Source organism: Methylomarinum vadi, assembly GCF_000733935.1.
In the GTDB taxonomy this organism is placed as follows: Bacteria; Pseudomonadota; Gammaproteobacteria; order Methylococcales; family Methylomonadaceae; genus Methylomarinum; species Methylomarinum vadi.
The window spans coordinates 4,000,318-4,019,965 of the sequence record NZ_JPON01000001.1 but is presented as its reverse complement, the minus strand read 5'-3'; the positions used below and the strand labels follow the sequence as shown (position 1 = coordinate 4,019,965).

Sequence of the window (19,648 nt, the reverse complement as noted above, 5' to 3'; positions counted from 1 at the left end):
GGAGACAAAAAACGGTTAAGAAATTTAAATGCTTCAATCAACTACAACAAATTAAAGACGGATTAGCGCATTCTCATTCTTTATCGTTTCCTAGTCCAATCCTAAAATATCAAGAACATCATTTTACCTTCATGTTGAACTAATTTAAGTTATGAAATTTTTGGATTAGTTCAATACAATCACATCCGATTGAATGCGGTTTACAAACGATCCCCTATTTCGATTTGCTCAAAAATCCATCGATACAACTCTTTTAAATCCGCCTGCATGTTATCAAGGGCTGACTGAGTCTGGATAAAATAGGGGGCCCTGATGCCATGGTAATCCATATCATGACCAACCTTATTGAATACGATACCTGAGCGTTTCATCAATCTAGGCAAAAAAGGTTCCATCATGGCGAAAACATTCGTTTTTCCGCTGATATCCGTCATGGCGGTGGCCGCCAGAAATGCGGCGACGGCGATGAGGGAAAAGGTTCGTTGTTCCTGTTTCGAAAAATCCAGTCCTTCTATTTGCCCAAAACGGGTGAGTGTTTCCCCGGAACGTTTGCGGAATGTTCTATCGACAGCCAATCGGGATATTTCACAGATTGTAGATCTATCTAAATTCATGTTATCGATAAATTCTTGATCGAGACTATCTTGGCAATGTTGTTCAAGGGGAAGCTGACATGGTGCGCCATTATTATCGAAAGCAGGAACCAACCGCACGCAACCGGCGGGTAATCCGCTAGCTTTGTGAGTTATCAAACAATGCAAGGAAAAATCATCGTATTCGTCGGTTTCCTGTTGCTGTGGATATTTATCGACCTTCTCGTAATGAAATTCGTCGCAATAAACCCTATATCTAACACCGTAAACTTTGCTTTTTTGTTCCGATGTTTTAGCAAACTCTACCGAAAAGTAGTCCTGAAAATTTTTCGTGATACTCGAATTTTCATTCATCATGCTTCCCCAAAATAATGTTTTCCGTATGGAAATACACTTTCACTGCCCATTTAGATCTCCCTGTCAACAATCCGGAATGTTCATCAAACAAAAATGAGCCTTAATTTGCGCTTTGATGAAGGGACTTTTTACCAAACGATCGGTTTGCCCTAGCCCACACCGGTTCAATTCAAACCACATGAAAATTATAATTTAGCTCAATCCATTGCCTCTGGATTTTTGCATTCTTTGCCGCAACTCCATGTTTTTTTTTGCTCAAATAACTTTTCAAAATCAATCCATACGGCGAAATTTTCGATTCATAACAGAAAAAGTTGAACCAATCACGGTCAAAAATCACTATCGACGCCTCGCACCTTTAATCCCCAGGCGGTCAGGTTTTCTATCCTTCGATTGGCCATACCCAATCGATTGATCATTATTTCAAATAGATTTTTATAGAAAAGATAGCCGAGTACAGGATTATCATCCAAATAAACGCTAAATGCCGCCCCTTCGATTTCCAGCAATTCGACATCGCTTGCCGCCGTCACTGTCGCAGTGCGAATCTGTGACTGATGCAGGCAAATTTCCCCGAAAATAGAACCGCTTTCCAAATCGCATACTCCGGCTTGAATGGTTTTCTGATTTTTCACTTGGACATCGCCGGTGACCCGCAATACCCCTGTTTCAATATAGAACAACGACTCACCAATATCGCCTTTTTTTACGATGACGGTTCCTGCATCATAATTCCGTCTATGCCAAGCCACGCCCTCCTGCAATTGTCGGGCGGCAAGAATTTTTTTCAGTAAATTTTTCAAACCATTCCCCTCCTTCTATATTCAATCCGATAATTGTCGCGAATTGACCATTACGATTTACTTTCCTTTCGGATACTTTATTTACAACCAATTTAATCCTGTTCACATCAAAATTTAGTTTTTTTCTGTCCTTATCCCGCCTTCTCCCGGAGGTTAAAGGTTTTAAGGTACCGAATTTTGATGAGCAATGATATGATCGATCGTTGGGTTATCCCCTTAGCACAACATCTAAACGCTTTTGCCCGAAATTCTTAAAAGAATAGTCGTGACAAGGTTGCCATACTAAATACCTTAAAAAACTAACTTTCTGATTTTGTTTCGCTAAACTTCGTACTAATGCCCTATGGCCAAAAAATACTTACGGTTCTACTTTTATGGTGAACGCGAAGAAAGGACACGCTTATCAACTTGGATTTAGCAGTTAATCCGAAGCCCTTTCAGCGTTAGTATAGACGGTAACAGATTAAAATTCTTATTCTTCTTGTTGCAGGAGAACAGCAGATGAATGAAATTAATCCGGAATTTTGCTTTCAGCAAATTCATATCGATGTCGCCCGTAATGCAACGGATGATTTCAATCTATTCCACGACCCGCATAACTGGCATCACATTAAAAACAATCCTTTCAACGGGCCTATAGTGCTTGGATTCCAGCTGGTTTCGTTGGTTGAAAAGCAAATTACCGATTTCCGCGAGCTCAACAACGAAATATCTCTGATTCATGAAAAAGCACTGCGTTACAGTAATTATCAATTCACTTTTGCCAATGCGGTTAAACCCGGCGAACAGGTCACAGTCGATATCAAAAAATCGCAACTCGCTGAAAACGATGGAAAAACCGTATTAAGCAACCGTGTAGCGGTTAAAACCGATGGACGTCTGGCGCTGATGGGCTATAAAAAAGAGTCGTTTGAACCGCTTTTTCTGTCCGATAAAAATATCTCCACTTTCGGCAACTTACGTCTATTGCCAGACCGGAACTATCTGCAAGAACACGGATTTTTCCTAAAACGCAAATTCATGAACACCAGCAATGCCAAAAACTTTTTATGCGGTTCTTTTACCGACCAATCGTTGTTCTTCGATGAACTTAATAATAAAGCCAATTTTCCGGAAATATTTCCCTGCAGTCTCATTTCCTGCGCATTGTTGGAAAAAGCGTTAAAAAATAAACATGATTTCGAGGAAAATCCGATGGTTTATACGACACACAAGATTTCCATCGATCGCGTTTGGCTGCGTCAATTAAAGAGCAATGATGTCCTTCACATACTGGCCAAGGAAATACCGCAACAAGCCGATTCCTATGAATGCTACGGCTTAATACGGGATAACCGAATTCTTTATCGGGGCATCATTTCCCTGACATCGTTACAAAATATCCTGAAATCAGGCTAACAATAAACTAGTGTTCTTCAACAACCCTTGATTGGAGCGCAATACTCGATTTATTGCGGTTTTATGCCACAAAATTAAATGCCCGCTTTACGGATATGGTTTTCCGAATCAACCACTTCAGCGCTGACCTCGGTTTTTCGTACTTTATGTCCTAGACGGTGATGTATACGACTATAATGAATAGTATCCGGATCATATTGGATTTCGCCAGACGCCATGCCAATTCGCACCTATTTTTCCTTGCTCTGTTTGCTGCTTTTCAACGGTATGGTGATTGCCCAACAAAACAATGAGGTCACCCTTTCTTCCGCCCTGCAACTCGCCACCCGCGACAATCCCAACCTGGCCCAACTAAGAGCCCGTTCCGAGGCGATGGCCAGCATTGCGCCGCAAGTCGCTGCATTGCCCGATCCGGTCATCAGTTTCAGCGCATTGAACCTGCCTACCGACACCTTTAATTTAGGCCAGGAAAACATGACCCAGCTGCAGGGCGGGATTTCCCAGGCCATTCCCTTCCCCGGCAAATTGGCGCTCCGCGAGCAAACGGCGCAACACGAGGCCGAAGCGGCCGCGCACAATGTCGTCGAGGCGCGCTGGCAACTGATGCGCGAAGTCAAGCAACAGTGGTGGAATTTGTTTTATCTGGACCGGGCGCTGGCGATCATCTCCGCCAACCAGAATCTATTGCGCCAGTTTATTAAGATCGCCAGCACCAAATACGAGGTCGGCGAAGGCCTACAACAGGACGTGTTGTTGGCGCAACTGGAATTATCGAAAATGCTGGAAAACGAATTGTCCTTATCCGGCGCCCGCCGTAACACTGCCGCACGATTGAATGCCCTCCTCAACCTGCCGGCCAATCATCCACTGCGCCTACCGAAACAAACCGAGGAAAACTTGCCCAGCTTGCAAACAGAAGACGCCTTGTATACCACCGCGGAACAGCGACGGGCATTGCTGTCGGCGCAGCAACAACGGATCAAGGCGGCCGAATCGCGCTTGCAACTGGCGGAACGGGACTATTATCCGGACTTCAATATCGGCGCCTATTACGGCGGCCGGGAAGACATGCCGAATGGGCAGGAACGCGCCGATTTCCTCAGTTTCAGGCTAAGCATGAACGTGCCGCTATTCGCCGCCGACAAACAAGGCCGGGCAGTCGATCAACGCAGCAGCGAACTGATGCAACAGAAATACGCCCTACGTGATGAATGGAACCGAACGCGAGCACAGATTTCCCAAGCTTACAACGATTTCCAGCGTGCCAAGCAGCAGGCCCAGTTGTTCAAAACCGGCATTATCCCGCAAGCCAGGCAGACGGTTTCTTCCATGCTGGCCGGCTATCAGGTCAACAAAGTCGATTTTCTCAATCTGGTGCGCAGCCAAGTGACGTTGTTCAATTACGAAACCCAATATTGGAAAACGTTGGCCGAGGCGCATCAGGCCCTAGCCCAACTCACCGCCTCCGTCGGCAAGGAAGAGATCTATGAATAAATCCTTGCTCATTACCGCCACCCTAATGCTGATTGTTGGCTTGGCCGTTGGTTATTGGTTGGCCCCCAAACGCATGGGTGTCACAACAGATTCCGAGAGAACCGAAAAGCGACCGTTGTTCTACCGCCATCCGATGAACCCGGAAATCACTTCGCCTGTTCCGGCCAAGGACGACATGGGCATGGATTATATTCCGGTCTATGCCGAAGAGCAGAAAGGACCGCAAGAAACGCCCGGCACGGTCATTATCGATGGCGGCGTCGTGCAAAGCATCGGCGTGCGTACAGCGAAAGCCAAACGGGAAACGCTGTCCCATGTCATCCGCACGGTCGGCCGCATCGGTTATGACGAAGAGCTACTGGTCCGCCTGCACCCCAAGACCGAAGGCTGGATCGAGGAAGTTCGGGTCGATAAAACCGGCGATTGGGTGCGACAAAACGACGACTTGCTCAGCATCTATTCACCGCAACTGGTCGCCAGCCAGCAGGAATACTTACTGGCATTGAACAATCTAAAAGCGCTGGAACAAAGCCCTTTCGAGGACATTCGCCGCGGCGCCGAAGAACTGTTGCAAAGCTCTCTGGAACGATTAAAGCTTCTGGATGTACCGGAGCATCAACTGCATGACCTAATTCATCAACACAAAATCCGTAAAAGCCTGCATATCCATTCCCCGACTGCCGGTATCGTCATGAACATCGGCGCGCGCGAAGGCCAATATGTCACCCCCGCCACCGAGTTGTACATGATCGCCGACCTGACCCGGGTCTGGGTCTATGCCGACATCTACGAATACGAACTGCCGTGGGTCAAACCGGGCGATCCTGTCGACATGCACTTGGCCGGCGTGCCGGGGCGCATTTTCAGCGGCCATTTGGCTTATATCTACCCCTATGCCGAAGCCAGAACGCGAACCATCAAGGTGCGTTTGGCCTTCGACAACCCCGATCTGCTGTTGAAACCGGAAATGTACAGCGAGATCACCATCCATGCCGGCAGCCTGGCAAACAGCATTACCATTCCTTCCGAGGCAGTGATCCGCTCAGGCGCCCGCAACCAGGTCTTCGTCGTCACCGCTCCCGGCCGTTTCGAACCGAGATTGGTCAAACTAGGATTGTCGTCCGGGGGCAAAGTGGCGGTGTTGGACGGCATCGAACCCGGCGAAGAAGTGGTGACGTCGGCGCAGTTCCTAATCGACTCGGAATCCAAACTACGCGAAGCCGCCGCGAAGATGATCGCGCCCAAACCCCAGTCAAAAAATGGCGAATCCATGCCTATGCAGCACGAACATAACGCCACGAAGAGCCCGGCGCATGATTAGCAGGCTGATTGGCGCGGCCCTGCGGGAACGGTTCCTGGTCTTATTGGCCGCCATGATTCTCGCCGTCACCGGTTTCTGGTCGTTCAACAGTATGCCGTTGGACGCGATACCCGATTTATCCGACGCGCAGGTGATCGTTTTCACCGAATATCCCGGCCAGGCGCCGCAAGTGGTCGAGGACCAGGTCACCTATCCTCTGACCAGCGCCATGCTGGCCGTGCCCAAGGCTAAGACCGTCCGGGGTTACTCTTTTTTCGGCCTGTCGTTCGTGTATGTGATTTTTGCCGACGGGACCGATCTCTATTGGGCCCGATCCAGAGTATTGGAGGCGCTCAATTATGTCGGCAAGCGCCTGCCGCAAGGCGTCAATCCGAGTTTGGGCCCGGATGCCACCGGCGTCGGCTGGGTCTATGAATATGCCCTGGTCGATCGCAGCGGTTGGCACGACTTGGCGCAGCTGCGTTCGCTCCAGGACTGGTATCTTCGTTACCCGTTGCAAAGCGTTCCGGGGGTCGCCGAGGTCGCCTCGATAGGTGGTTTCGTCAAGCAATATCAGGTCGAAGTCGACCCCAACGCCCTGCTCGCCTACGGTATTCCGCTGGCCAAAGTCAAACGCGCCATACAGCGTTCCAATAACGATGTCGGCGGCCGCCTGGTGGAAATGGGCGAAACCGAATTCATGGTACGCGGCCTGGGTTATATTCACGACCTGGAAGACATCAACGCCATCGCCTTGGGCGTCGATGCCAACGGCACCCCGGTGCGCTTGCAGGATGTCGCCCATGTCCATATCGGCCCGGAACTGCGCCGGGGCGTGGCGGAATTGGACGGCATCGGTGAAGTGGCCGGCGGCATCGTGATCATGCGCTTTGGCGAAAACGCCCGCCGCACCATCGACGGGGTGAAACGAAAACTGGAGGAACTTAAGCAAGGTCTGCCGGATGGCGTGGAGATCGTTCCGGTTTACGACCGCGGCAGCCTGATCGAGCGAGCCGTCGCGACGCTGAAAACCGCATTGGGCCAGGAACTGCTGATCGTCAGTATTCTGGTCGCGCTGTTTTTGCTCCACCTGCGCTCGTCGCTGGTCATCATCATCACGCTGCCGCTAGGCGTGCTGATGGCCTTTATACTCATGAAATGGCAGGGACTGAACGCCAACATCATGTCGTTGGGCGGCATCGCCATCGCCATCGGCGACATGGTCGACGGCGCCATTGTCATGGTCGAAAACGCCCATAAGCATCTGGCCGAGGCCGCTGCGGCAAAGCGAGCCGAACTAAACCCGCGAGAACGCTGGCAGGCTATTGGCAAGGCCTCGCGCGAAGTCGGCCCGGCCTTGTTTTTCTCGTTATTGGTGATCACCGTCTCCTTCCTGCCGATCTTCGTCATGCAGGCTCAGGAAGGCCGATTGTTCAGCCCGCTGGCTTTCACCAAATCCTATGCCATGGCCGCGGCGGCGATATTGACCGTCACTTTGGTGCCGGTACTGATGGGGTATTTCATTCGCGGCAAGATCATCCCGGAACAGAACAATCCGAGCAACCGCATCCTGCATGCGTTGCATTCGCCCGCTCTGCATTGGGCCATGAACCATCGAGCAGTAACGCTGTTACTGGCCGCGATATTGCTGGCGTCGACCGCCTACCCGCTGGCCAGGACCGGCAGCGAATTCATGCCGCCGCTGGACGAGGGCGACATTCTTTACATGCCGACCACTTTTCCTGGTATCTCGATCACCAAGGCCAAGGAACTGCTGCAGCAGACCGACCGCATCCTGAAAACCTTTCCCGAAGTCGAACGCGTATTCGGCAAGGTCGGCCGCGCCGACACCGCCACCGACCCCGCGCCGCTGTCGATGCTGGAAACGACGATACGACTAAAAGCGAAGGAGCAATGGCCCGATCCGAATAAGACCACGGCCGAATTGATGGCCGAGATGGACAAGGCCATCCGCTTTCCCGGTCTGGCCAACAGCTGGACCATGCCGATCAAGACCCGCATCGACATGCTGTCGACCGGCATCAAGACACCGGTCGGCATCAAAGTCTCGGGGCCCGATTTGAATGTCCTGCAACAATTGACCAAGGAGATCGAAGGAACGATGAAGGCACTGCCGGACACGTTGTCGGCTTTCGGTGACCGCGCCGTGGGCGGGTATTATCTTGATTTCGACATCAAGCGCGAGGAAGTGGCCCGTTACGGGCTCACCGTCGGCGACGTCCAGGACGTGATACAAAGCGCGATCGGCGGCATGAACGTCAGCGAAACGGTGGAAGGTTTGCAGCGTTATCCGATCAATCTGCGCTATCCCCGGGAACTGCGCGACAACCTGGAAAGCTTGAAACGCGTGTTGATCGCCACTCCCGGAGGCGCGCAGATTCCGCTGACCCTGGTGGCCGATCTGCATTTGCGGCGCGGCCCGCCGGCGATCAAGAGCGAGGATGCCCGCCCCAATGCTTGGGTCTATGTCGACCTGAAAACGTCCGATATCGGCGGCTTCGTCGCCCAGGCCAAACGCACGTTGGCGGAACAAGTATCGCTTCCGCCCGGCTACACGGTCGCTTGGTCCGGCCAATTCGAATACATGGAACGGGCGCTGCAACGATTGCGCATCGTCGTTCCGCTGACCTTTGTCCTGATCTTCGTTCTGCTCTATCTAACGTTCCGTAATATCAGCGAACCGGTCATCGTCATGCTGACCATTCCGTTCGGCCTGATCGGCGGTGTCTGGCTGGTGTACTGGTATGGCTTCAATCTGTCGGTCGCGGTCTATGTCGGCTTCATCGCCCTGGCCGGCACCGCCGCCGAGACAGGTGTGATGGTGCTGAACTTTATCGACATCGAAGTCGCCAAACGGCGGCAGCAAACACAAAGCCGGCTGAGCGGCGAGGAACTATGCCAAGCCGTCGAAAAGGCCACCACGCTACGCGTGCGTCCGGTCGCGATCACGGCCTTCTCGACCATGATCGGCCTAATCCCGATCATGTGGGCCTCGGGCGCCGGCGCCGACGTCACCCAACGCATAGCGGCGCCGGTTCTGGGCGGCATGCTGACCGTGCTGGTGTTGAGCCTGCTGGTGTTTCCGGTCGTTTACAGCTTGCTGTTGGAATTCCAGGAGAAACGCCGCTCGCTCGAAACGTGAGACTTACTTCCTGTTAGCGGCCTCGATCACTTGACCGAAACAAATGCCGCCATCGCCGGACGGCAGGCTTTCGTGCAAATAAACCTCGAACTCTTGTCGATTCAATGCCGTTAGCGCTTGTTCGGTCAGCAACCGGTTCTGAAACACGCCGCCCGACAACCCGACCCGTTTGACGCCGTGTTTGCCGCGTATAGCGAGCGCCTGATCGACTATCACGTTAGCCAGACTGGCATGGAACATCGAAGCCCGTTCGGCAAGACCAACGTCCCGGTCCAATAGCAAAGGCAACAACGGCGCCCAATCGCTGATTAATAACCCGGAAGTCGTCGAACCAAGGGGCAGCGATAGCGCTTCGGCGCCGGGGCGGCTGATGGCCTCCAAGCGCATCGCGGCATGGCCTTCGTAACTGGAAAACTGGGCCACGCCAGTCAGCGCCGAGGCGGCATCGAACAATCTTCCGGCCGAACTGGTAACCGGGCAATTGATGCCCCGTTCCCACGCTTTACGAAGCAACGCGCTACTCGGCGGACTATCCGGCCATGCCATCCCTTGTTCCCAGCACAGCGCTTGGGCGCAACGCCAAGCTTCACGGCTGGCCTTATCCCCTCCCGGAAGTTTAAAAGGCCTTAACGAGGCGACGCGGCGCCAATGGCCGGGAGAACCGAGCAGGGCTTCACCGCCCCAGATCGTTCCGTCTTCGCCATAACCGGTTCCGTCCCAGGTAAAAACCAAAAGGGGCTCTTCTAGCTCATGTTCCCCCACCAGCGCCGAGGCATGGGCATGGTGATGATAGACCGGCACGACCTGTAAATCCTGCCGCTTCGCCCACAAATTGGAATAGTAAGCCGGGTGAGCATCGCAGACGATCGTCCGGGGCGTAATGTCGTAGAGCCGACAAAGGTCGGCAATGACCTGTTCGAATACCCGCTCGCTGCGTAACGAGCCGAGGTTGCCGATATGCGGCGAGATCACGACCCGGTCGTTGAAAGCCAACGCCACGGTGTTTTTCAAATCGGCGCCGATGGCCAGGACCGGCTGCTCCAGACGAAAAGGCAATTTTTTTTCCACCGGCGCCACGCCTCTACCGATCCGCAAAGGCCGCACCTTACCGGCGATAGCGCGGTAAACGGAGTCATCCGCCGGCCGTCTTATCGGCCGGTTGTGGTGCAAAAAAGCGTCCGCGATGTGGCCTAATCGCGCCGTCGCTTCATCGTTATCGATCAAAACCGGCTCGCCGCTCAAATTGGCCGAGGTCGCCACCAGCGGCTTGGCGTAACCCTCCGCCAACAAATGATGCATCGGGCTGTACGGCAGCATCACCCCGATTTCGTTCAAACCCGGAGCGACGGCTTCGCTCAGCCAAGCTTCATTGCGTTTGCGCAGCAATACGATCGGCCGTGACGGCGAGCAAATCAGGCGTTGTTCAGCTTCGCCGAACTCGGCCAGGCGCCCGACCCATTCCAGCCCGTCATCCCCACGCCAAGGCACCAACACGGCCAGCGGTTTGTCGGGACGGGGTTTGCGCTGCCGCAATCGGCCGATAACCTCGGGGTCACCTGCGTCGCATAGCAGATGATAACCGCCCACCCCCTTGACGGCGACGATGAATCCGTTTTGGATTGCGTCCAAACAAGCCGACAAGGCCTCTTCGTTGCCGTGGATATCGGCCGCTCCCGGACGAGTGAAAGCCAAGCTCGGGCCGCAGCGGGCACAGGCTAAGGGTTGAGCGTGGTAGCGCCGATCAAGCGGGTTTTCATATTCGTCGCGGCAGTCGCGGCACAATGCAAAAGCGGCCATGGCCGTATTGGGACGGTCGTAAGGCAGGCGATCGATCAATGTGTAACGGGGCCCGCACTGCGTGCAATTGATGAACGGGTAACGATATCGTCTCTCGACCGGATTCCGCATTTCCGCCAGGCAATCGTCGCAAACGAAATAATCCGGTGGAAGGTGGATGTCGGCTTCATCGCCCACCTCGCTGGATTCAATAATAAAGCCTGTCAATCCGAGCGGGGCCGCCGAGGCAATTCTGGGATAATCGGGTCGGGCGAGCGGCGGAGCTCGATTATACAAGGCGTCGGCAAATGCCGCTAGCGCCGAACCCGCGCCTTCCACCCTGATTTCCACCTGACCGCTGCGGTTGCGTACCCAGCCGGCCAAACCAAACTCATCGGCCAGTCGGTACACAAAGGGACGGAACCCGACTCCCTGCACCCGACCGGATATAACGATCTCTTTTGCCTCTATTGCGTTCATTTAACGATTCCCTGATCAGTAATCGATGACCACGACCCAGCAACTTAGCGACGGCGTACGGGCTCTGATTATCGCCGACAAGTTGAGAATAACAATCAATTGACTACAATATTATGAGTATAAAATTACAATGTAATATAAATTAGGCCTGCCTACTCGATTGAATGCTACTGTTAACCCTAAATCTCAAATAATTCCATGTTATTGACTCTAAATTTTTCATCATTATCATGCCGGGTTTTATTCGAGTTAAATCCGGCCCCGACGCAATGAAAAGCAAGGCCTTAGACAATCGAACCGGACACCGTTTTTTAGGCGTGCGGTTTACAGCAATTCGATTTATTCGAGACGTCGACGAACCGACCTATCCGGATCAGATGAGCTAATGCCCTCTTCATTATCTTCTCTTACTTTTTTCGATGGCGACAGGCCACCCCACTGCCATGGCGATGCCCGTCGCTGGAGCTTGGTGCCAGTTTCTCTGCTGGTGCTGCTCGGTTCGATAACCTCCGGCATGTGCGGGCATCCCGCTCAAGAATCCGGGAACAATAGTTATGCCGACATGTCCCTCAAGGAGTTGATGGACCTCGAGGTGTTCAGCGCCGCCTCGTTACTGCCGACCGAACAAGCCAAGGCGCCGGGCACGGTTTACAGTTTTCATCGCAAGGATTTCGTCCGTTTAGGCGTCCGCAGGCTCGACGATTTATTAGCCTATGTGCCGGGCTTCCAGCTGAGTCAATACCGAAAACGCCATCGCTCGATCTGGGCAAGGGGACAAATCGACCGCTATAACGATAAACTGGTGCTGCTGGTCGACGGCGTACGCCGGCAACATGTTTATTACGGGCATTTTTCCCTAGGCGATAATTTTCCGTTAGAAAAAATCGAGAAAATCGAAATCATTCTGGGGCCGGCCTCATCGCTCTATGGCGCCAATGCCTTCGGCGGCATCATCTCGGTGACCACCCGGGATTTCGCCGCCAAGCCTCGAATCGAGGCCAGCGCCGAGGGCGGCAGCAATGCGCGCGGCAAGGGTACGCTACTCTACAACAGTTCCCGATTTCAAGCTTTCGGCAGCTATCTGGAACAAGATGCGCCGTTCAGGGAAGACCGACAAAGTTTCATCGGCGGCGACACACTACAACCTCTCGACGAGGATTACGCCAATCTGTTCGTCAAAACCTCTCCGTTCGACGGCTTTACCCTCAGCCTGGATTATTATCGCAATAACACGCCATTTTTGTTTATTCCCGACACGCAAAATGCCTTCATTGAAGAAGATTCGTTAACCCTGACGACGCTATACGAGGCTGGTGACCTAGAGCAAGGTAAAATCCAAGCCAGTTTTTATTATACCTGGGATTACGCCCGGGAATACGAGATCGAACAGCAAACACACACTTTGGGCTACCAGGAAAATCAGGATGCGATCAACGCGGGGGCCACCGTGACCGGATTCAAGCGCCTGCTGGACGACCATGTTCTGGCGCTGGGTTTCAATTGGATGCGCAGCGAAGCGGTAGACATGAATTTCGTGCGCCGCTTCCATTATAGCCAGGGCTTCCTCGCATCCCCGGAAAGCGGTTCCCTGTTGAATGACCCAACCGTCAGCAATGATGACTATGCATTTTTCCTACAGGAAGTATGGAGCATTAATTCGCAATTCGACCTGACCCTCGGTATCCGCTACGACAGCTTCGAACAATTCGGCGACCATCTCAATTATCGCGGGGCCTTGGTGTATAAGCCCGACGACCATCAAAGCCTTAAGTTGCTTTATGGCACCGGCATTCGCACCCCGACCTTCAGGGAATATTTGAAGGTTCTGGAAAACACCGACTTCGTTGCACCGATCCCAACCCCCGAACGCATAAAATCACTGGAATTCAGTTATCAATATCAATGGGAACGCGCCAACTTCAGCCTCACGCTTTTTCAAAACAAAGTCGACAACTATATCCACGAAATTCCGACGCCGGGCGGTGCCGATGAATACTTCGCCAATAGCGAATCGCCTTGGCGGCTGCGTGGCGTCGAAACGCTCGTTCAATTCCAGCCTTTAACCAATCTGGACCTGCGCCTGAGCGCCGCCTACCTGCACGCCAAAGATAGTAACAACGGCAAATTGCCTTATTTGGCGACATGGAGCGGCAGTTTCACGGCCAATTACAATTACCTACAAGATCACCGCCTGGGGTTTTCACTGTTCTATAACAGCAACCGTCCCGACAGCAACGATTTTCGAGACGATAATCCCGATGCGTTTTTGCTGACCAATGTCTTCGCTTCAGGGAGCCTTATCCATAATTTTTCCTACAGCATTGGCGTCGACAATTTATTCGACGTTCGGGTTTTCGATCCGGCCGGCGATTTCGGCAACCAATTCAATACAGAACGCAGCGATCGGGAAGTTTGGGGACGCATCAAATGGAGTTTCGAGCCTTGATCGAAACCGAGTTGATCGCCGACGCCCGCGCCCGAAGCGATGGAGCCGCGAGCAACGGCGGGTTTCTTTCTCCGGCTGCCATTTTATTGCTATGTCTCGTCATCGGGCTGACTTTCAGTTTCGTTGTCAAGGCCGATGACTCGAGCCGCATCAACCGGGTCAAAACGGCATTTATTCTTAATATCGCGCGTTTCGTGTCATGGCCAGCCGAAGTGCTTGCCGATGGTAGTGCCGAAATATCCTTATGCCTGTATCGCAACAATCCGATTCGACAAGCCATTGAATCTATCGCGGGCGAAGAAGTCTCCGGCCGACGAATCGTCATCAAGCAACTCCATAGCTTGACGAAAAATGATGCTTGTAACATTTTGTTGATCGGCCAAGACGAATTGCAAGCCTACTTGAGCGAAACGCAGCCGGACCCGAACCGTCCAGTATTGACCATCGCCGACCTGACCGATACCGATTCGCACACTCACCGGCATGACGGCATCCTGGTGACGCTGATTCGTAACGGCGCGCGCATCGGTTTCGAGATCAACTTGCAAAAAACGCGCGAGGTCGGCCTGCGCATGAGCTCGGAATTGTTAAAACTAGCCATTATCGTCGGCGACGATCCCTGACCCATGAAGATACTCGGCAAAACCTCGATCAGAAGAAAACTGATGCTCATGCTGTTGCTGACCAGCAGCAGCGCCTTGTTGTTGTCGGCAGCCGGCTTCGCCGTCAATGACTGGCTATCGTTGCGCCGCTCGATGTTCGAGCGGCTGCACGCCCAGGCTCAGATTATCGGCAACAACAGTATCGCCGCGCTGACTTTTGCCGATCCGGAGTCCGCCGCCAATACGCTAGCCAGCCTGAAGAACGAAGCGGATATTGTCGCCGCGGCGTTGTTCGGAATAGAAAATCAATTGTTCTGCCATTATCAGCGGGATAATGGCAGCGCTATTCCGCGCCATTTGCCAAGGCATGCTTCGGGCGCCATCGATGGCAATTTCTTCGTGGTTGCTCCCGTTATCCTCGACGGCAGAACAATCGGCCATATCATGCTGATTTCCGATCTCAGTTATTGGAAAGAACGGCAATATTTTCATCTGTTCATCGCCGCAGCCGTGCTGTTACTATCGTTGCTGCTAGCGCTGCTGCTTTCGAGCCGACTGCAGCGGCTGGTTTCCGAACCGATTCTGCAACTGGCGGCAACCGCGCGGCGCGTCACCGAACAGCGCGACTACGGCCTGCGCGCGGAAAAACTATCCGCCGACGAAATCGGCACGTTGGTCGATGATTTCAACGGCATGCTCAGCCAAATCCAACTGCGGGACCACGAACTGCAGAAAATCCGCGATCAATTGGAGGAGAAGGTTCATGCTCGGACTCTCGAATTGAGCGAACTCGCCCAGCAGTTGGAACATCAGGCCTATCACGATACGCTGACCGGGCTGGCCAACCGGATTACGTTCGATGACCACCTGCGCTTGGCTATCGACCAGGCCCGGCGTTACGGACAGCGCCTTGCCGTCATGTTTCTCGACCTCGACCGCTTCAAAGTGATAAACGACACATTGGGGCATGTGGTAGGCGACAAATTATTGGTACAGGTTGCTCAACGCTTGTCGGCCTGTATCCGCGACAGCGACACGCTGGCTCGTCTGGGTGGGGACGAATTCGCCGTACTCCTCACCCAGATCCGGCATGATACCGATGCCGCCGAGGTGGCCTGTAAACTGACCGAAGCGATTGCCGACCCCATCCAGGTGGATGGCTACAGCCTGCACGTCACGACCAGCATCGGTATCAGCCTTTTCCCCGAGGATGGCGGTCTTGCCGAAGCCATCGTCAAAAACGCCGATACGGCCATGTACCGTTCCAAGGACCGGGGCCGTAATCAATATACTTTTTTTTCCTCCGAGATGAATTCCCGTGCGGTCCGCCGCCTTGCTCTCGAAACAAAACTGCGACAAGCGATTGCCGAAGGAAATTTAAGTATTCATTATCAACCACGGCGCGACACCCATACGTTAGCCATCATAGGCGTCGAAGCATTGGCTCGTTGGCATGATGCCGAGGAGGGTCCGATTTCACCGGCGGAATTCATTCCCTTGGCCGAGGAGTGCGGCCTGATCGCGGCGATCGATGAATGGGTGCTGGAACGCGCCTGTAAGGAAATGCTGCCTTGGTGCACGAATCCGGATACGCCCATTCGGTTGGCAGTCAATCTATCGCCGGCCCAATTCATCCGTGAAGACCTTTACGATGTCGTCGCCGCCATTTTGCAACGAACCGGATTCCCGGGTGAACGGTTGGAACTGGAAATTACCGAGAGCCTCTTCGGACCGGGCAGTGTCGACGCTTGCAGCGTATTGAACCAGTTGTGTGAATTAGGCATAGAACTGAGTATCGACGATTTTGGCACCGCCTATTCATCTTTGAGCCGGCTTAAACAACTGCCCTTGCATACGTTGAAAATCGACAAGTCATTCGTACGCGATCTCGGCCAAGACCCCGACGACGAGATCTTGGTCAGGACCATTATTGCCATGGCCCATAATCTCAATCTCAAGGTCGTGGCCGAGGGGGTCGAGACCGATCGGCAATATCTGTACGTCAAACAATACGGGTGCGATACGGTCCAAGGGTTTCTGTTCGGCTGCCCGATCCCCTACCCCCAATTAATGATGGAACTGGGCGATATTCATCCGCAAAGCCGGAATGCAGCCCCTACCCCTGCTTACCTACAGCCACAACGGCTTAGGGATTAATGCAACAGTAAGCACATGCTATCAAGCCGTTACAGTTTCCAAAAAACTCATTTGGCTTTCTTGACAAACTTGGTCAAAATGACGATTTGCTGACCGTTGACGCGCCCCTCGATCTGTTCCGGATTGTCCGCCACCAGTGAAATACCCCGCACCGCGGTGCCGCGCTTGGCGGTAAAATTAGCGCCTTTTACGTTCAAGTCCTTGATTAACGTCACCGTATCGCCAGCTTCTAACAGCGCGCCATTGCTGTCGACATGCCTGACGCTATCGTCTCCCCCAGCCTGTCCTTCGTTGCCCGCTTTCGCCCAAGCCAAGGTCTCACCGTCCAGATACAACATCTCGAGCAAATCCTGCGCCCAACTTTCGCTACTGAGGCGTTTCAACATACGCCATGCCATGACCTGCACTGCCGGCACCTGGCTCCACATACTGTCGTTCAGGCAATGCCAATGATGCACGTCGACCTTGTCCGGATTGTCGATTTGTTCACGGCAAGTTGCGCATAGCAGCACGCATGTGTCGACGCCTCCATCGGAACTCGGCGGCACTTCGTAAACGGCAAGATTGTCAGCGGCGCCACATAATTCACATTTGGATTCACTACGGGTATGCAATGCGTTTTCTGTATTCATTAATTCTGGTGTTATTAAGTTTAAAAATGACAATTTGAAAACGCGACTTGAAAACGCGACGCGTTTTCGATAGAGAAGACCGGCAGTCCGCCGGATGTTTAATCCTTTTCCCGAATATAGAGAGATTTGGTTTACGCCGAAACCAATATCGCGACTAGCAACGTTGCTTTCCTCCTTGTCGCTTCATTCCGTTAACCCTCAGAGATAACGCGCCAGCGTCTCGGCAATCTGACGCGTTGCCCCCTGATTTTGCTGCAAAAATTCGCTGCCACGCAGGCTGATGGCTTGTCTGAATTCGTCATCGTCATGCAATTTTGTTACGGCAGCGATGATTTCGTCCTCATTCCGGCACTGTAAAGCGGCCCGCCTTTGCAGGACATTATCCGCGATTTCCTTGAAATTGGTCATATGCGGACCGAACATCACCGGCAAACCAACCGCCAAGGGCTCCAGGATATTATGCCCTCCCACCGGCACCATGCTGCCGCCCACAAAACCAATATCGGCCGCGGCATAGAGCATTTTCAGCTCGCCCATGGTATCGGCCAGATAAAGATCCGTTTCGGCCGTGCAATAATCTTCCCCGCTGCGGGCCACCGTTTTCAGTTGCCTTTCCTCGGCCAAGCGCTTGACGCTTTCAAATCGCTCCGGATGGCGCGGCGCGATCATTAACAGCAACTCGGGAATGTCTTTCTTAAGTCGCCGATAGAGATCCATAAAGATTTCGTCTTCCCCTTTATGGGTGCTGGCGATAATCCAGGTAAAGCGCCCGGGGAACAATTGCCTTTGCAATAGCCGTCCCTCATCAATGACGTCTTCGCCAACCGTCACATCGAATTTGATATTACCCGCAACCAGGGTTTTCTCCGCCGGGGCGCCGATCTCGATAAAGCGCTGACGATCCTCTTTCGTTTGCGTCAGCACCGCGGCAACATTGCATAAGGCTGGCTTTATCAAGGCCGGAATCTTTCGGTAAGCTTTAGCCGAACTGGCCGATAAACGGGCATTAATAATGAATAAGGGAATCTTGCTTTCGCCGCATTGGGCGAACACGTTCGGCCAGATTTCCTTTTCCATGATAATCGCCAACTTTGGCCGGAATACTTGCAAAAAACGCCTAACCACCGGCGGCAGATCATAAGGCAGATAAACATGTTCGACACTGTCGCCCAATACCGACGCTACCCTGGCTGACCCCGTGGGCGTGGTAGTCGTGACGAGAAAGGCTTCTGCGGGACATTGTGCCTGCATCAGCTTTATCAAGGGAAACACGGCCTCCGCCTCGCCGACGGATACGGCATGAAACCAGATGACGTTCGAGGGGTATCGCTTGGAGTAGACGGCCAGTCTCTCCAACCAGCGCTTACGGTATTCCGGCGCCTTAATGCCGCGCCAATACAAGCGCAACAAAACCAGCGGCAATAGCAGACTAAATAAGCTCGAATATATTAATCGCATAGAGATCCCCGTGAACAGATAGATCTATTCTACCGGAATGTCTCTATTGGTTTAACCACTCCATATACAGTCGAACGCCTTGCTCCACTGTTTTAAATGGGTGTTCACATCCCGCCGCGCGCAGTTTTTCCAGGTTAGCTTCGGTGAAACTCTGGTAATAACCGCGCAAATTTTCCGGAAATGGAATGTACTCGATTTCACCCCGTTGATGATAGGCGATCACGGCATTGGCAACGTCGTTGAAGGTCTGGCTACGACCGGTGCCGGTATTATAGATGCCAGAAACCTGAGGATTCTGCAGAAACCACAAGTTAACATCGACCACATCGCCAACGTAGACGAAATCGCGCCGTTGTTCGCCATCGCCGTAGCCATCGCAACCTTCGAACAAGCGGACACGATCCGATTCCTTGATTTGGTTATTCAAATGAAAGGCGACACTGGCCATGCTTCCTTTGTGCTCTTCCCGGGGACCGTAGACATTGAAATACCTCAGGCCGACAACCTGGGCGGTCAAATTGGCCTGGAATCGCCGCACATACTGATCGAACTGGAATTTGGAATAGCCGTATACATTCAGCGGTTTCTCGAAGGCGAGTTCTTCCTTGAAATGCTTATCGTCGCCATAGACCGCGGCGCTGGAAGCATAGATAAAGGGAATCTTGTGTTGCTGACAATAATGAAACAGCACTTTGCTGTATTCGTAATTATTTTCCATCATGTAACGGCCATCCCATTCCGTTGTCGTCGAACAGGCCCCTTGATGAAAAATTGCCTTGATTGTTTCCGCTTGAAAGAAACCTTGTTGCAACTTTTGCAAGAAGGTTTCCCGGTCCAAATAATCGATAATTCGGCAATCGACCAGATTCTTGTATTTGACGCCGTTACTAAGATGGTCGACTACCAGAATATCATCGTAACCCTGCTGGTTTAGGCCCAGCACCAAATTACTGCCGATAAAGCCTGCTCCGCCGGTTACGATGATCATC

13 protein-coding genes are annotated in these 19,648 nt (G+C 52.7%); 7 read left to right on the top strand and 6 right to left on the bottom strand.

The genetic code is table 11. From position 1 onward, the window contains the following. Positions 1-200: 200 nt before the first annotated feature. On the bottom strand, positions 201-947 hold the full coding sequence (locus EP25_RS0119985) for a PEP-CTERM/exosortase system-associated acyltransferase (protein WP_235185963.1): 747 nt from the start codon (positions 945-947) through the stop codon (positions 201-203). A gap of 332 nt (positions 948-1,279) precedes the next feature. Further along, positions 1,280-1,753, bottom strand: a complete 474-nt coding sequence (locus tag EP25_RS0119975; RefSeq protein ID WP_031435490.1) for a cyclic nucleotide-binding domain-containing protein — start codon at positions 1,751-1,753, stop codon at positions 1,280-1,282. A gap of 501 nt (positions 1,754-2,254) precedes the next feature. Here EP25_RS0119975 and EP25_RS0119970 point away from each other — a divergent pair. The 4 genes from EP25_RS0119970 to EP25_RS0119955 all read left to right on the top strand — a co-directional run bounded on the left by EP25_RS0119970 (position 2,255) and on the right by EP25_RS0119955 (position 9,108). Further along, positions 2,255-3,151, top strand: coding sequence for a MaoC family dehydratase (locus EP25_RS0119970; protein ID WP_031435489.1), 897 nt, complete (start codon positions 2,255-2,257; stop codon positions 3,149-3,151). A 216-nt stretch (positions 3,152-3,367) separates the two neighbouring features. Then, positions 3,368-4,645 carry a TolC family protein gene (locus EP25_RS0119965; protein WP_031435488.1) on the top strand — a complete coding sequence of 426 codons (1,278 nt, stop codon included), beginning with the start codon at positions 3,368-3,370 and terminating at the stop codon, positions 4,643-4,645. Further along, a complete protein-coding gene (locus EP25_RS0119960) occupies positions 4,638-5,966 on the top strand; it encodes an efflux RND transporter periplasmic adaptor subunit (RefSeq protein ID WP_031435487.1) in 1,329 nt (442 codons plus the stop codon). Before EP25_RS0119965 ends, EP25_RS0119960 begins: the two co-directional genes overlap by 8 nt. Beyond that, entirely contained in the window at positions 5,959-9,108 is a 3,150-nt protein-coding gene (locus EP25_RS0119955) for an efflux RND transporter permease subunit (RefSeq protein WP_031435486.1), read from the top strand. Before EP25_RS0119960 ends, EP25_RS0119955 begins: the two co-directional genes overlap by 8 nt. 3 nt (positions 9,109-9,111) lie before the next feature. Here EP25_RS0119955 and hypF read toward each other — a convergent pair whose 3' ends face one another. After that, positions 9,112-11,364 carry a carbamoyltransferase HypF gene (gene hypF, locus EP25_RS0119950; protein ID WP_031435485.1) on the bottom strand — a complete coding sequence of 751 codons (2,253 nt, stop codon included), beginning with the start codon at positions 11,362-11,364 and terminating at the stop codon, positions 9,112-9,114. A 385-nt stretch (positions 11,365-11,749) separates the two neighbouring features. On the opposite strand from hypF, the gene EP25_RS0119940 reads away from it, so the two are divergent. From EP25_RS0119940 to EP25_RS22695, 3 genes are read left to right on the top strand one after another with little or no spacing between them, the layout of a single operon-like run. Further along, a complete protein-coding gene (locus EP25_RS0119940) occupies positions 11,750-13,810 on the top strand; it encodes a TonB-dependent receptor plug domain-containing protein (protein ID WP_084191115.1) in 2,061 nt (686 codons plus the stop codon). After that, on the top strand, positions 13,792-14,433 hold the full coding sequence (locus tag EP25_RS0119935; RefSeq protein ID WP_152555694.1) for a YfiR family protein: 642 nt from the start codon (positions 13,792-13,794) through the stop codon (positions 14,431-14,433). The genes EP25_RS0119940 and EP25_RS0119935 overlap by 19 nt, the downstream gene beginning before the upstream one ends. Before the next feature lie 3 nt (positions 14,434-14,436). Beyond that, entirely contained in the window at positions 14,437-16,569 is a 2,133-nt protein-coding gene (locus EP25_RS22695; protein WP_051906933.1) for a putative bifunctional diguanylate cyclase/phosphodiesterase, read from the top strand. A 47-nt stretch (positions 16,570-16,616) separates the two neighbouring features. Here EP25_RS22695 and EP25_RS0119925 read toward each other — a convergent pair whose 3' ends face one another. The 3 genes from EP25_RS0119925 to rfaD form a co-directional block, all read right to left on the bottom strand. After that, the gene (locus EP25_RS0119925; RefSeq protein ID WP_031435481.1) at positions 16,617-17,201 is read right to left on the bottom strand and encodes a PhnA domain-containing protein; all 585 of its coding nucleotides are present in this window, start codon (positions 17,199-17,201) and stop codon (positions 16,617-16,619) included. A gap of 198 nt (positions 17,202-17,399) precedes the next feature. Continuing rightward, a complete protein-coding gene (gene waaA / locus EP25_RS0119920) occupies positions 17,400-18,659 on the bottom strand; it encodes a lipid IV(A) 3-deoxy-D-manno-octulosonic acid transferase (RefSeq protein WP_031435480.1) in 1,260 nt (419 codons plus the stop codon). Positions 18,660-18,702: 43 nt separating this feature from the next. Continuing rightward, a complete protein-coding gene (gene rfaD / locus EP25_RS0119915) occupies positions 18,703-19,647 on the bottom strand; it encodes an ADP-glyceromanno-heptose 6-epimerase (RefSeq protein WP_031435479.1) in 945 nt (314 codons plus the stop codon). Position 19,648 lies beyond the last annotated feature (1 nt).

What these genes read in the sequence shown, in the direction of transcription:
- EP25_RS0119985 (WP_235185963.1), bottom strand. Translation starts at nt 947, where the DNA reads ATGAATGAAAATTCGAGTATCACGAAAAATTTTCAGGACTACTTTTCG.
- EP25_RS0119970 (WP_031435489.1), top strand. Translation starts at nt 2,255, where the DNA reads ATGAATGAAATTAATCCGGAATTTTGCTTTCAGCAAATTCATATCGAT.
- EP25_RS0119965 (WP_031435488.1), top strand. Translation starts at nt 3,368, where the DNA reads ATGCCAATTCGCACCTATTTTTCCTTGCTCTGTTTGCTGCTTTTCAAC.
- EP25_RS0119960 (WP_031435487.1), top strand. Translation starts at nt 4,638, where the DNA reads ATGAATAAATCCTTGCTCATTACCGCCACCCTAATGCTGATTGTTGGC.
- EP25_RS0119955 (WP_031435486.1), top strand. Translation starts at nt 5,959, where the DNA reads ATGATTAGCAGGCTGATTGGCGCGGCCCTGCGGGAACGGTTCCTGGTC.
- hypF (WP_031435485.1), bottom strand. Translation starts at nt 11,364, where the DNA reads ATGAACGCAATAGAGGCAAAAGAGATCGTTATATCCGGTCGGGTGCAG.
- EP25_RS0119940 (WP_084191115.1), top strand. Translation starts at nt 11,750, where the DNA reads ATGCCCTCTTCATTATCTTCTCTTACTTTTTTCGATGGCGACAGGCCA.
- EP25_RS0119935 (WP_152555694.1), top strand. Translation starts at nt 13,792, where the DNA reads ATGGAGTTTCGAGCCTTGATCGAAACCGAGTTGATCGCCGACGCCCGC.
- EP25_RS22695 (WP_051906933.1), top strand. Translation starts at nt 14,437, where the DNA reads ATGAAGATACTCGGCAAAACCTCGATCAGAAGAAAACTGATGCTCATG.
- EP25_RS0119925 (WP_031435481.1), bottom strand. Translation starts at nt 17,201, where the DNA reads ATGAATACAGAAAACGCATTGCATACCCGTAGTGAATCCAAATGTGAA.
- waaA (WP_031435480.1), bottom strand. Translation starts at nt 18,659, where the DNA reads ATGCGATTAATATATTCGAGCTTATTTAGTCTGCTATTGCCGCTGGTT.
- rfaD (WP_031435479.1), bottom strand. Translation starts at nt 19,647, where the DNA reads ATGATCATCGTAACCGGCGGAGCAGGCTTTATCGGCAGTAATTTGGTG.